The sequence below is a fragment of the Virgibacillus halodenitrificans JCM 12304 genome (genome assembly GCF_001310895.1).
Classification (GTDB): domain Bacteria; phylum Bacillota; class Bacilli; order Bacillales; family Amphibacillaceae; genus Virgibacillus_Q; species Virgibacillus_Q halodenitrificans.
In genome coordinates this window covers 103,100-117,880 of sequence record NZ_BAZS01000001.1, presented here as the reverse complement: position 1 = coordinate 117,880, position 14,781 = coordinate 103,100, and the positions used below count along the sequence as shown (strand labels likewise).

General features: G+C 34.5%; 8 protein-coding genes. 2 read left to right on the top strand and 6 right to left on the bottom strand.

Annotation, left to right across the window (positions count from 1 at the left end; all coding sequences use genetic code 11):
• Nucleotides 1-81: 81 nt before the first annotated feature.
• Nucleotides 82-1,548 (top strand): sodium:solute symporter family protein, encoded by a 1,467-nt coding sequence (locus tag JCM12304_RS00490; RefSeq protein ID WP_019378067.1) that lies wholly within the window; start codon nt 82-84, stop codon nt 1,546-1,548.
• Complete coding sequence (locus JCM12304_RS00485; protein WP_060678190.1) at nt 1,545-3,194, top strand: amidohydrolase; 1,650 nt, start codon at nt 1,545-1,547, stop codon at nt 3,192-3,194. Before JCM12304_RS00490 ends, JCM12304_RS00485 begins: the two co-directional genes overlap by 4 nt.
• Nucleotides 3,195-3,250: 56 nt before the next feature.
• Here the strand turns inward: JCM12304_RS00485 and JCM12304_RS00480 are convergent, their stop codons facing one another.
• From JCM12304_RS00480 to JCM12304_RS00455, 6 genes are all read right to left on the bottom strand, one after another.
• Entirely contained in the window at nt 3,251-4,717 is a 1,467-nt protein-coding gene (locus tag JCM12304_RS00480) for an APC family permease (RefSeq protein WP_060678189.1), read from the bottom strand.
• Nucleotides 4,718-4,969: 252 nt separating this feature from the next.
• A complete protein-coding gene (locus JCM12304_RS00475; RefSeq protein WP_369813119.1) occupies nt 4,970-5,419 on the bottom strand; it encodes an N-acetylglucosaminidase in 450 nt (149 codons plus the stop codon).
• Complete coding sequence (locus tag JCM12304_RS00470) at nt 5,419-8,787, bottom strand: peptidoglycan-binding protein (protein ID WP_060678187.1); 3,369 nt, start codon at nt 8,785-8,787, stop codon at nt 5,419-5,421. Before JCM12304_RS00470 ends, JCM12304_RS00475 begins: the two co-directional genes overlap by 1 nt.
• A 163-nt stretch (nt 8,788-8,950) precedes the next feature.
• Entirely contained in the window at nt 8,951-11,551 is a 2,601-nt protein-coding gene (locus JCM12304_RS00465) for a peptidoglycan-binding protein (RefSeq protein ID WP_060678186.1), read from the bottom strand.
• A 783-nt stretch (nt 11,552-12,334) separates the two neighbouring features.
• Nucleotides 12,335-13,666, bottom strand: coding sequence for an ATP-binding protein (locus tag JCM12304_RS00460; RefSeq protein WP_060678185.1), 1,332 nt, complete (start codon nt 13,664-13,666; stop codon nt 12,335-12,337).
• Between the two features lie 18 nt (nt 13,667-13,684).
• Nucleotides 13,685-14,740, bottom strand: coding sequence for a CapA family protein (locus JCM12304_RS00455; protein WP_060678184.1), 1,056 nt, complete (start codon nt 14,738-14,740; stop codon nt 13,685-13,687).
• Between the last annotated feature and the right edge of the window lie 41 nt (nt 14,741-14,781).

The following is a 14,781-nucleotide window of genomic DNA, read 5'->3' as shown; positions in this document are numbered from 1 at the left end:
TAACAATGTTTATTTTATTTTAACTATTCCTTAAAATTAGACACAATTCAACTTGCTTTTTGCAAGAAAGGTGTGAAGGTATTGAATTGGTATATTGTATGGATTTTATTTTTCCTAATAGTAATATTAGGAATTGGTTTATACTACTCAAAAAAAATTAAAACTGCTGATGATTTTACAATGGCGAACTTCAGTTTAGGCTTTTTCCCTATTGCAGGGAGTATTATTGCAACTTCAATGGGATCAGCTGCTGTAATTGGAGCATCTGGTAAAGGATTCGAAATTGGACTTTCATGGTTTCTTACTGGGCTGCCGACTTTATTTTTTTCGGTACTGCTAGCCATACTACTTGGTTCTACTATACGTAAATTGAAACTCTATACTATTCCGGATCTATTTGTTCGTAGGTTTGGAAAAACAGCAGGACTTATCCCAGCTCTTATTATTAGTGTGCTATATATGACACCAACATTCGGTATGCAAATTGTGGGGATGGGAGCAATATTGACTTCTGTTATTGATGTCTCTTTAGTTACAGCAATGTTAGTAGGTTTTTTTATATGTGTTATCTTCACATTAATGGGAGGGTTGCCAAGTGTGGCATGGACAGATGCTATTCAATCCGTACTCATTCTTGCTGGTTTAATTATTATGTTTATCCTAGGTACCAACTATGTAGGTGGATTTGAGACAGTTATTAACAACACCCCTCCAAATCTATTGAGCTTCTCTGGGCTGGAAACTACCGAGCTTATAAATTACTTAATCATTTTTGGTCCTTTCTATCTCGTTTGGCAAACTTCCTGGCAGAGAATTTCAGCCGCTAAAACAGAGAAAATTGCCGTGAGTGCTGTAACGGTAGGTTTTATTCTCACATCACTAGTTGGCATTTTTGCTATTGGTATTGGCATAATTGCTCGTCAAGCTGTGCCAATTTCAACGCATCCAGATCTAGTATATACCGAATTTCTCACTACGATTTTCCCACCAGCAGTAGGAGGTTTTTTCATGGTTTCATTGTTTGCTGCTGTTTTGACAGGTGCTACTTCATTTTTACTAAGTGGAGCGATGAATATTTCAAAGGACATTTATCAAGGATGGATCGCCCCAACAGCAAGTAGTGAAAAGATTCTTAAGGTTTCTAGGATATCTGTTGCTGGAATGGCCATTGGAGGTTTGTTAGTCTCTCTTCTAATTACAGATATTATAGCCATCTACACTTATGCACTATCGTTATCTGCCATAACTATGGTAGTCCCAGTCCTTGCTGCTATGTTTTGGAAAAGGGCTACAAAAAAAGGAATGTTAGCAAGTGTGATTGGTTCATTGATCATATCCATTTTGTGGAGGTTATTAGATCAACCTTTGGGATTACATATGATTATTCCGGGATTGGTTACCTCTCTTGTATTAATAGTAATTGTAAGTTTACTTACCAACCATGATGAGGAAGAACAAGTCGAGGCTTACTTCTTTTCCCTAAAACAGAATGTAACTTCTAAAAATTCTTATAAAGCAATGGCTTTAGAGAAAGGTGATGCAAGATGAGTGAAAAGACAACTTTATTTATTAATGGACATATATTGACTATGGACGAGAAAAATAGAATAGCTGGATCAGTTCTTGTTGAAAACAAAAGGATTATTCAAGTATGGGATGAATTCGATCCAAGAAACACTATAAATCTTGATAAAGATAGTAAAATTATTGATTTAAACAAAAAGACATTATTGCCTGGATTTATTGATACACATAATCATATTCTTATGTATGGGTTATTAAGGAAACAAGTTGATTGTAGTAGCCCATCAAATAATTCAATTTCTGATATTCTGTCAAGAATAAAAGCAAAAGCAAGTGAAATGAAAGAAAGTGAATGGATACTTGGCTATGGCTATGATGATACCCTCCTTATTGATAATCGGCATCCAACCAAGGAAGACTTGGATTTAGTAGCTCCTAAAAATCCGGTATTTATAACTCATATATCCGGACATCTTGCAGTAGCTAATTCGTTAGCACTTAGATATGCCGGCATAAGCAATAGTACTCCACAACCAGATGCAGGACATTTTGGAAAAGACGAACAAGACAAATTAAACGGTGTGCTCTATGAACCCGGTGCCATGGGACCCGTGCAACAACTTATACCTGAATATACCCTAGAAGATATGGTTGCTGCATTAGAGAACGCTTCGCAGGAGTATCTTGCGCAAGGGATTACTACAAATACAGATGCAGCTGTAACTAATATTCAACAGCTTGAAGCACATCTAATTGCAGCAAAAACAAGGAAAAATCCTATGCGAACTCAGTTAATGATCATGCACAATCTTTTACGAAAAAATGAGATTTATGGTGATTACTCTCCTTCGCAATTAAACTTGGAAATTCAACAACGCTCAGGAAACCTTGCAAAGTTGGATAGTGCAAAAATGTTTCAAGATGGATCAATCCAAGGTTTAACTGGAGCGTTACGAGAACCTTACCACCAAGAGTCTCATACGTATGGTGAATTGATCCATAAACAGAGAGATTTTCAAGAAGAGGTTCTTGACTTGCATCAACGTGGCTTCCGTATTACAACACACGGAAATGGAGATAGAGCAATAGGATCTATTTTAGATGCATATGGTTATGCTTTAGAAAAGGTACCGAAGTCAGGACATAATCACAGAATAGAACATGTACAAACAGCAACTACTGAGGATATACAACGGATGAAAGAAATGAATGTAGCAGGATCTTTTTTTATTAATCATGTATACTACTGGGGAGATCGTCATGAAAAAATATTTCTAGGCCCTAAGCGTGCCCGTCGTATCAGCCCTTTAGCAGAAGCTAAAGATCACGAATTATTATTTACCCTGCATTCTGATTGTCCAGTGACACCAATATCCCCACTCTTCTCTGTATGGGCAGCTGTAAATAGGAAAACTAGAGAAGGAAAAATCCTGGGTCCAGAGCAACGAATCGATGTCATTACTGCATTGAAAGCGATGACTATATATGGAGCTAAATTAATTTTTGACGAAGAAAATACTGGGAGTATTGAGGTTGGTAAAAAGGCCGATTTTGTAGTACTTGATAAAGACCCTTTAATCATAGATCCACAATATATTAAAGATATTCAGGTTGAATCTACCTTTATCGACGGAGAGATAGTATACAACAAGGAAGAGTCGGTTAGGTAATAATTAAGAGGGTTGTTCACACTTTTCAGAACAACCCTCTAGATATTTGCTTACTATTAAACTACGTCTGTTCCGTTTACCTTTGCTTTTTCTTCCCCTAAGATTAAATATCTTAGTTCCTCTTCAGGTATTGCATTATATTCCTTACGTTTAAGCAAGTAAAAAACTATTCCAATCGCTATCCAAATAAATAAAGCAACACGTGACTCTATCCCTAAAAATGCTGGTGATCCAGGGATTAATAATAATCCGATAAAAGTTAAACTTGATACTACTCCAATTAATGCTAATATCTTTTTAAACGGTGCTACAACATGTTTACTAGGATCTTTTACTTTGTCTTCTGACCATTTAAATAAAGAAAAAGCAGTATAACATGTATAAAGATACGCAATGGATACACCTATGGAAGACATGTCTACCACCCACAGTAAGACTTCTCTACCAAACCATGGTGCTAGCATAGCAATAATTGCTGTAAATATAATGCCTGCATAAGGAGTATTGTATTTGGGATGCAATTTAGAAAATATTTCAGGGAGCACTTTCGCTCTAGACATGGCAAACATTAACCTGCTAGAAGAGATAATAAACCCATTTAAACCAGTAAAGATCCCCATACTTAATGCAGTTACCAAGATTACTAAACCTGTTGTCCCAAGCACATGCTGAATTGCTGCCCCTGTTCCCCAAATATGTTCTTCGCTAACTAAACCAAGCCAAGGTTGCGCCATAGCTGTAGCCAAAATCATTAGACTGTAAAGTCCTGCTGCCGCTATTAATGCAAAAATGATAAGGCCAAATGCTTTTTTAGATGAGAAATTGAATTCCTCTGCAGCCTGAGGCACATTATCAAAACCAACGTAAGCCCATGGTGCAATAGCAACAATGGAAATAATTGCAGCTAAAGTAGTAACCTCTGGGTTAAATACAGGTTGTACGTTTTCAATTCCACTCATAGGAGAAATTCCCACCAAACCCGTTAAAACAAATACACTTAATAGCATAACCAGGCAAAATACAAACTGCATACTTCCAGACAAACCTGTGCCTCTCATATTAAAGTATGCAAATATAATTAGAACAGCAGTAGAAATGATTACTTCCGTAAAATAAACATCCCACCCCCCCATTTCATACATTTTGAAATTCTGCACAAAACTAGGAAATACATATTTAAACATTAAAGCAAAAGCTGAAGCATTTAATGCCACAATACAAATATATCCAAGAGTCAAAAACCAACCGCTAATAAAGGCATGTGTCCTTCCTAAACTTATAAACGCGTATGCAAATTCTCCGCCGGAAACCGGATATTCTTTAATTAAAAAACCATAGCTTACCGCAATAAGCATCATTAGTATAGCGCCTATAATAAACCCTATAATAACTCCTAGTGGTCCTGCCTGGGACATCCAGTTTGTCGGTTGTACAAAAGCTCCCCATCCAATGGAGGATCCTAACGCTATTGCCCATACCCAATGTGGTTTTAAGGTTTTATTTAATGTTGTTCTTTCTTTCATACTCGTCCTCCATTAAAACTTTTATTCTATTATTTTATTTGAGCTTGGACTTATTTACAATAATGTTAGAACGTTCGTACCAGTAGATATTTTAGGGTGTATTATATTTGTTACAGGTTAAATTACGTAATACAAAAGTATTAAATAAAAATTGGTTGAATTAAGTTCTGTTTTTACAAGAACTTAATCCAACCAACTCAAATTTTTCACTGAAACTGCATTTTAAGATTTAATAACCGACTAAATATTAAACTATTTATATCTTATTATATTAAAGTGCAATAAGGGATTATCAAGTAAACTATACATTTTTTTAATTTGGTCTACTTGTTTAACTGCCCATCCAATATCTGTAGCATATTGCGGATACCCGGGATTTGCTGGGTTCCAGCGCATCTTATATAAGGTATCTTGATTGTATGCGTTATGAATGTATCTTTCTCCTATGAACTTAGCTCCACCGATGATTGCTGCTTCAGGAGAAAACCATCCTTCTCGATATGCACGAAAAGCGCCTTGTCGATGTGCATCACCATCTACCGCTCCTATACCAAACATATTATAAGTAGTTCTTATATCAGTTAAATTGCTTTGATTATTATTAGTGACTAAAACTAACTCTTCTTTACTGTTTTTCCCTACTTTAATTCCTGTTGCTAAATCAGAATCCCCATGGCCTGTTTCCAATAAAGCATGTGATATTAAATAAATTTCATTAACAGCATGTTGCTTACCACCATCAATAAAGCTTGGCCCTTACCATCAAGTATGCCTTTGCCTGAAAGAACTCTATTCAACTCCGCTGCTGATACGCCAGCGCTTTTAGATAGTTGCAGATGTTGGAAGACATCATTATTATTAGGGTCCAAATAATTCATCACATCTGTACGTGTTGGGTTTCTCCACGTTTGGTAACTAATCTTATGCCAGGTTGTTCCTTCTTCTAATATATTTACAGAAGTTCCAGCAGGTATAGTGTCGTATATATGACTTGAATTACTAGCCTTAGATCTTATATTCACTTTTGCAGTAGTAATAGCAATCTTACCATTTAAATCTACCAAAGAAGAGTGTACAAATAAAACTTTATCATTATAACCTATCTCATACCAACGAGTACTGCCAGAATAAGAAGCTCCAGTAACAGTTTCTCTAATGGTTACCTTGGTTCCTGTGTTAACAGTAGTAGCTATATTATCATTAAAATTTGGAGAAGTACGCAATCTTACGCCATTTCCATTAATTATAGCTGATTCTATAATCTCTACATAGTTACTATGAATATAAGCCGGATCATTGCGATATTTATCAGTTTGCTGAAGCTGGTTCATTTGAACATCTAAGGCTGCTTCTAAGCTTATATCAAATTGAGAATAAGTTATTACTTCTCTAGATTCTAAAGCTTCTTTTAATTTAAGCAAGGTTATTTCATCTGCTATACCGCTAACAGGTAGACCATAGTCATCTTGGAATTGTTTTAGACGCTCCTCTGTAAAACTCCCAAAATAGTCGGTTACTTTAATACCATCATAACCAAGTGAGTTTAGGTCCCTTTTCATTTGCGAAATATCTGGATGAGTGTTACCTAACTGCATTGGACTGCTAATAATTTCATCAATTTTACTTAGTGTGGGCGCATCGGCAATTCCATTGACTCTTAACCCATAAAATGTTTGTAAATCTGACACCCTTTTAGCTGTATAGCTGCCGTATAACGAAGTAACTTGTATATTTCCAAATCCTATTCTATTTAAATCTTCTTTTAATTTAATCGTACCCTCATGTCTTTTTCCTTCTTGATATGGAGTAGATAGAACCTCTTTAATTTTAGTAAAAGTCGGCCCATCGGCAATTCCATTTGCGACTAATCCATAGTACTCTTGGAAACCTGTAACATGTTGCTTTGTAAGTGAATCATACAAATTAGTTTCATCCAAACCCTTAAAGCCTAACTTGTTTAAATTCTGTTTAAGTTCTTTGGTCTTCTCATTTCTTTTTCCTTCTTGAAATGGAGAATCTACTAGACTATTAAGCAGTTTTAATGTGTTATAATCTGCTATTCCTGTAGGTTCCAATTCATAGTATTCTTGAAATTCCTTAACGCGTTTGGCTGTATAATTACCGTAGTAATCTGTGATAAGTATACCCCCAAAGCCCACTTTATCTAAGTAATTCTTCAACTGGCTAATTTTTGGATGCCTTGATCCTTCTTGAAAAACTTTTGAAATAGCTTCAGTTAACTTCTCAATTGTAGTTTTATCACCTATTCCGCTCACAGGTAAATTATAATCTTTTTGGAATTCTTTTAGTTTCTTTTCTGTATAGGATCCAAAATAATCAGTAACTAAGATTTCACCATACCCTAGCCAATTTAACTTATGCTTTAATTCAGGTAACTCACTGTGACTTTTCCCTTTTTGTAATGGATGGTTCATCATTTCATCTAGCTTGTCTAATGTTTCTTTGTTAGCTATGCCTGTTACTTCTAGACCATAGTAATCTTGAAATTCCTTTACCTTTTTCTCAGTAAAGTTACCATAATAAGTTGTCACTAGAATATTTCCAAAACCAAGCCGATTCAATTTATTCTTTAAATCAATAATACCATCATGACGTGCCCCATTTTGAAACCCTGTTGTAAATACTTCATTTAATTTCTTCATGGAGACCTCATCCAATATGCCACTTACTCTTAGATCATTATTGCGCTGAAATTCTTTCACTTGCTTTTCAGTATAGGATCCAAAATAGGTGGTGACAGTTATAGGACCATAACCTAATCGATTAAGTTTCTCTTTTATTTCAATCATTTTTTCATGATGTTTTCCCTGTTGAAGCGGACTAGCTAATATTTCATCCATCTTTTTCCTCGTAACCTCATCAGCTATTCCATTAACTTTAAGTCCGTAATAGTCTTGAAAGCTTTTAACTTGGGTAGCTGTAAAAGCGCCGTAATAAGTAGTAACTAAAATATCACCAAACCCTAGACGATTTAACTTTTTCTTGAGTTCTTCCGTTTCATTATGACGATTGCCTTCCTGAAATGGACTGTAATAAACTTGATCCAGCTTCTCCAGGGTTTCTGCATTAGCAGTACCTGTAGCTTGAAGGCCGAAATAATTTTGAAATTCTTCCACCTTTTCCTTAGTGTAGGAACCAAAATAATCTGTTACTTTAATTTGGCCAAAGCCAATTGCGTTTAACTTGTTTTTTATATTAATTATTTCTTTATTTCTGTCTCCATATTGGAAACCCTTAGATACAAGAGAATTAATTTTCTCCCTTGTCAATGAATCGGCTATACCATTATCTTTTAGTCCGAAGTATCTTTGGACTTCTTTAACCCTTTGTTCTGTAAAGGATCCATAATAGTTCGTTACAAGAATATCTCCAAAAGTTGTTTTATTAAGTTTTTCTTTCAAGTTAACAATATCCTTATGTCTGTTACCTAGCTGAAATGGACTTGTATAAACATCGTTTATTTTTGCTAAAGTAACTTGATCTGCTATCCCAGTAACTTGGATGCCATAATTCTTTTGAAATTCTTTTACCCGTTGTTCCGTAAAGTTACCAAAGTAATTAGTTACTTTAATGCCATCAAAACCTATGGCGTTCAACTTTGTTTTCATATCCGCGATCTCTTCATGAGTATCGCCTTTTTGAAAACTTTGGCTACTTGCCGTGAAAACGACTGTTTTTTCTTCGGTGGCTTCCTTATTCTGATGGGTTTCAGCATCTTCTTCGTTAGACATCTTAGGTTCCGTTGATTTTTCCGCTTGGCCTTGTGAATTTTCATTTTCAATGGAAGGTTCAGCTTCTGTTTGAGGATCTTCTCCATCACTAGATACTGTCTCTTCTTCACTAGCGACAGTATCCTCATTAACTATATTTGTTTGTTCACCTGTATTCTTCTCTTCACCTTCAACTTCTGATTGATCAATATCAGCAGATTGCTGTACTTCTTGCTCTATTTCCTCTGTGCTCTCTGCTGCTATTATTGAAATTGGACTAAAGTGGAAAAGAGAAAATATGGCTGCAGGTAGAATAATTGAATTTCTTCTTATTTTCACTTTAGTTTCACCTCCTTAGTTTTTTCAATACTATTATAGTATCTATCTTCCTTATATTAATTTCAAGAGTTTTTTAAACTATTTTGTTAAAAATTGTCTCTTTTGTAAAATTAAGAGGAACAAAAGCCATAATACTTTATAACTTTTATTCCTCTTATAGTTTCTACCTTCTTTTCAAATTAAAAGAATTGGCAATAGCATCAGCGGTTATTTTCCCTAACCATTTTCTATAACTTGCATCTTTTAATAATCCATTTTCTATAAAATTATCTATAAACATATATTCAAGTAATATTGCAGGCATGTTTGTGTTGCGTAAAACACTAAAATTGGCTTCCTTCATGCCACGGTCTCTTATATTTAGTTTATTAATAAGATACTGATGCAAATCTTTTTGACGTTCCTTTGCTTCACTAGATACATATCCATTATAAATATAGCTTTCAAATCCGTATGCATTACCATTAAGAGAGTTAGCATGGAAGCTAACAAAGTAATCTGCTCCCCATCTATTTGCCATTTCTGCTCTGTCAGCTAGTTCAATAAATTCATCTGTTGTCTTAGAAAGCTTTATATTAACCCCATAATAATTTTCCGACAATACTCTGGAAGTTTCTAGAGCAATATCAAGAACTACATTCTTTTCCATTAAGCCGTAAGCTTGCGCACCTGGGTCGTGGGCTCCATGTCCTGGGTCCAAGAAGATTTTTAAAATCCGGCTTTCAATTTCTTTTCGGGTAACTTCATCTGCAATTCCACTTACTGGTAGTCCATTATCACTTTGAAATTCCTTTACCTTTTGTTTAGTAAAAGAACCATAATAATCGGTAACCTTTATATTTCCGTAACCTATACTGTTTAGATTTTCTTTTAATTGTATCGTTTCTTTATGTCTTCTTCCTACCTGAAACGGGCTATCTAATAATCGATCCATTTCAGCCTGCGTATTTTCATCTATAATTCCATTTGCAACCAATCCATGATATTCTTGAAATTCTTTAACTTTTTTATCCGTGTAATTACCGAAGTATGTAGTAACCTGTATTATACCGAATCCAAGTTTATTTAATTGTTCTTTCATAGAACTAATCCCTTTATGGCGATTACCCATTTGATAAGGATGCTCATAAATTTCTCTGATTTTCTTCCAAGTAATGGGGTCCACTTTACCGGTCGCAGTTAGATTGTAATATTGTTGAAAATCTTTCACCTTTTTTTTAGTGTATTCTCCATAATAGTTAGTTACAAGGATATTTCCAAACCCAATAGAATTAAGTCTTTCTTTAAGTTTTGAAATGTTGCTATGCCTATCTCCATATGAAAAAGTAATTTCCTGTATTTCCTCCAATTTTTTTATGGTAATTGCATTTGCTTTGCCTGTTGCAGAAAGTCCATAAAATTCTTGGAAGTCACGAACTCTTTGCTCTGTAAATGAGCCATAATAATCAGTAACTTTTATGCCACCGAAGCCTATGGCGTTTAGTTTTGTTTTAATAGCACTAATAAACTCATGGCGATCTCCTTTTCCATAACCATTATCATATAGTACGTTTAATTTATCTCTTGTATAGCTATCAGCTATACCATTTTCTTCCAAACCAAAAAACTGTTGCAGTTCCTTAATTTTTTTAACTGTATAGGACCCATAATAATCAGTAACCAATATTTTTCCAAAGCCCATTGTGTTAAGCTTCTCTTTTAAACCTATAATACTATTATTTCTTTTTCCAAGCTGAAACGGACTACTGTATACTTCATTTAGTTTTTTCAAGGTTAGTTCATTAGCCTTACCTGTAGATTCTAAGCCATAGTTATTTTGAAACTGTGTTACTCTTAATTCCGTAAATGAACCAAAATAATCTGTAACTTTTATTCCATCAAAACCAATGGCGTTTAACATCACTTTCATTTCTTCAATGTCTGCGTGCCTGTCACCTTTTCCAAATTCTTTCTTATTTAATGAATTAACTCCATTCAACTTTTTTCGGGTATAAGCATCAGCAATTCCATTTTCTTTTAAACCAAGATGCCTTTGTAGGTCCTTAACCTTTTTTTCTGTAAAAGAGCCGTAGTAATCAGTAACCAATATTCCACCAAATTGCGTTTGGTTTAAAGTCTTCTTAAATGCAACTATGTCATCATGACGATTACCATATTGAAACGGACTAGAATAAACTTCTTCGAGCTTTGCTATAGTAGCTTGGTCAGCTTTACCAGTTACTTGCAAACCATAGTTTTCTTGAAATTCCATTACCCGCTGTTTAGTAAAAGAGCCATAATAGTTTGTTATCTTAATTCCACCGAACCCTATATAATTCAGTTTTTCTTTCAAAGAGCTTATATTATTATGTCTATCGCCTTGCTGAAATACATTTTGCTCTTTAACTGAAAATGTAGTTACTTTATTATCCTGCTTTGTCGTTTCTTTTTCCTGTGACTGTGGAATTATCTCCTCTGTAGGGTTTTCTATATTTTCATTCTTATCTTGGTTTAAATTGTTTTGTTGGGGTTCCTTTTCCGTATGTTTGCCAGAAGTAGTTGTGTCAGATGAAGGTAAGTTTTGTTCTGTTTGATTAGTAGTTTCAGCGTCAGATATTATTTCCAAATCTTCTTCAATTTCCTGAGTATTAGAGGTTTGCTCACCTTCCTGATTAATAACTTCATTTTTACTTTTTTGTTCTACCTCTGCTTCTGCTAATTGTGGACTAAAGTGGAAAAGAGTGAATAGGAATATAAGGAAAATCAGGGACAATCTTAATTTCACTTTAGTTTCACCTCCTTGTTGTTTTTTACTATCTTTTATATTATCGGCTTATCCCTACCAAACTTCAACATTTTTTTAAATGAATTTAGTTTCTTTCTCTTAATTACTTGACTCGAACATTACATGGAGTATTGAGGATGTAGTTTTCCTTAAGACGAAAACAACCGCGGAAACATTATGTAATGCCTTAAGATTGATTGCTTTCATTTGGATATTTATTCTCTTAACTTAACCATTATCCAACCGAACGGTAAGGTAACTAGTTTTTGGGCTATGTGTCTAGCAGGATGTTCAATTGCCCAGTAGATATAACGGAAGTTTAGTTTTTCTGGGAGATCCAAGAGCTTAGGCATTTTAGAATTTTTGTCATATGGTCGTAGCTCTTAACACGACTGCCAAGAGGCTTACTCCCCACCTCACTAAGCAGAGAATACTTCCATCGTACTTGATAGGGTTACTAATAAATCTCATAAACCCTAGAAGAGAACTAATAGAGTAAAACGCAATGATTTTTAACAGTAAAAACGAACCTATAAAGAGGTCCGCTTCTACAAATCTTATTTAATCTTCCTAATAATCTTTTTCATTAGCCTAATTAGGAGTAACTCTCTATTCTTTTTAACAGTTTTCGTTTGTTTTTTTGTTATTTTACTCTTATTATTATTTTTAGTTTTTTGTTTTTTAAAGTTCTGGTTATTTTTAAGTTCAAACCCAACTTTTACTGGTTTAGCAAATTGTTTAACTTCTATACCTTTTATAACTGTTGTTTTAGGAGAATTTTGTTTAATAATTTTTTTTAAAATTATTTATGACTTGTTCTGAGCCCGCTACTACAATTGAGATGCTATCTTGATTAATAGTTCTCACGTAACCATTTATATTTTGTTTAATTGCTTGTCTCTGGACCCATTTTCTAAATTTGTTATCAAAATTACTACCGGTTAAAACAAATCGTTTAGTAGTTTTTAAACCAATTGGTATAGAGGGGACTTTAATTTCTGTAGCAAAGCCCTTTTCAAAGCTATCTACAATTAATTTAAAATCAAAGTTGAACGGGACATCAGTCGCCTTATCGTTAATACTGTTCGGAAAATAATAATCAATTAAATACTTTGGAATATCTACAGCTTCTCCCTCAACAGGGAATACATGATTACTTATTTGTGCCCTTGAGTTAACCTCATTAACTACTCCTTCATCTTTTTCCAAATTAATTAGCATATCAACGCCACCATGAGTAAGACCAGGAATCGCATTTACTGCTTCAATAGCAATATTCTTCATTTTAGGGGAGAGACTTTCAGTAACATTTATGGAATCCCTCTCTTTAAAATATTCTCCATTTCTTCTTAAGAAAACCCTTTCCCCTTTTTTAGGTATATCAAAAACGTTCATTCCTTGCTTTTGAAGATAAGTCTTCATATTTTCATCAATTTTTATAGAGCTTTTTGCCAAAAAGGGACTGAGTTGACGCGCGGAGTTTTTTTGATCTAGCAGTTCTTTGATATTTAATTTCCCATCCCCCACAACACTTGCAGCTCGTCTATGAAAGGCACCAATTACCTTACCATCTAGAACATAAACACGAAAATCTTCTCCAACAAAAAATCTTTCAACTACAACTGAAATAGGTTTTACTCTAACCTTTAAAAGAGCGCTTTCCATTTCTTTTTGGTCTTTAATATTTGTTATTACTCCGGCTCCCCCTCCATCCGAGTCACTAGGTTTAATAACGAGTGGATAACCTACTTTATTTGCATAATTTATTATATTATCGTTAGATTCTTCTTTAGCGAAGGCCTTTCCTCCAGGTATTGGTACATTGGCTTCCGCTAAATATTTATTTGTTAATCCTTTACTAGTACAAATTTTGATGGCCTCTTTAGTAACCGTATCACCGCGTGAGCCATTAAATACATGCTCATTCTTACCATCGCTTAAAGAAAATGCAACCGACTTTAATAAGCCAGTTCCCTTTTTCTTAATAAACTTTAACTCTAATCCTCTTCTCCAACCTTCTAAGGCCATTATGTACATACAAGTGCCTTTTCCTTTTGCAGCTTCAGGAACTGCTTGCTTCAAATGAGGTAACCATTCACTTTTGTAATTATTCATTTTAATTCTCCTAAGTTTCTAATTAATATCCAAATCTTTTATCTTAGATCGCATTCTATTTATGGTGTCTAAATAGACTTTTTCAGACTCAAATTTAGCATCGGCAGTCTCAATATAATGATTTGTTTTTATCCAATCGCTAAATACATTGATATTATAGTTCTTATTTTCTTCCTTACTCACAAAGGTTAAATCCATCTTGGGATTCTTAATCTCAATAGCTTTATGATCTTTGCTTGGTTTAGTTATCCCTACTGTCAATACTGCACCTATTTGTCGATGCAAACCATTTTGCCCGGAGAAAAAATTACCCAATGAATAAGCCACAAATGTCTTTGTACCGCGTGAATTTTCAATCCATTCAGGTGGTTGGAGAACGTGAGGATGATGTCCAATGATTAAATCAGCACCCGCATCTGATAAAGAAGCTGAAATCTCTCTTTGAGTAGTTGACGGTATCAAGTGATATTCCTCTCCAAAGTGCATGTTGGCTACTATTACATCAGCAAGTTTGTTTCTCTTTATTCTCCTAAGGGTACTACAAATTTTCAGTAAAGAGATTTCTCTAAGTGAATTTACTAAATAAGGCTTATCTTCTGGCACCTTAATAAAGTTTGTACCTCTAGTGTAAGAAACAAAGCAAACCCTTAATCCATTCTTTTTTATGATTCTAAGTCTATCCTGATCCTCAAAGGATTTGTAACCCCCAACATATTCAAGGCCTATTTTTTCAATATTCTCAATAGACTTTAGCAAGCCTTGTTCGCCTCTGTCAAGAATATGATTGTTTGCGATGTTTACAATATCTATCCCTAATTCCTTAAGAACGTATCCAATTTCCACAGGACTATTAAACTTAGGGAAGGAAGATAAACCAATATCTTTTCCTGCTATAATAGACTCTAGATTGGCAACGTTTATATCTGTCCTCCCTAGTAAGTGTCTAACACGTTGGAATCTCTCATGAAAATTGTAATTAGACTTTTTCTTTGTACCCCCATAGACCCTTCCATGTGGTAGTATATCTCCTACAGCTGATAAAGTAACTCGATTTTCTTCTGAAAACGCGTTCACTATAACATCTCCATTCTATAATGGTAAATATCATGATCAAA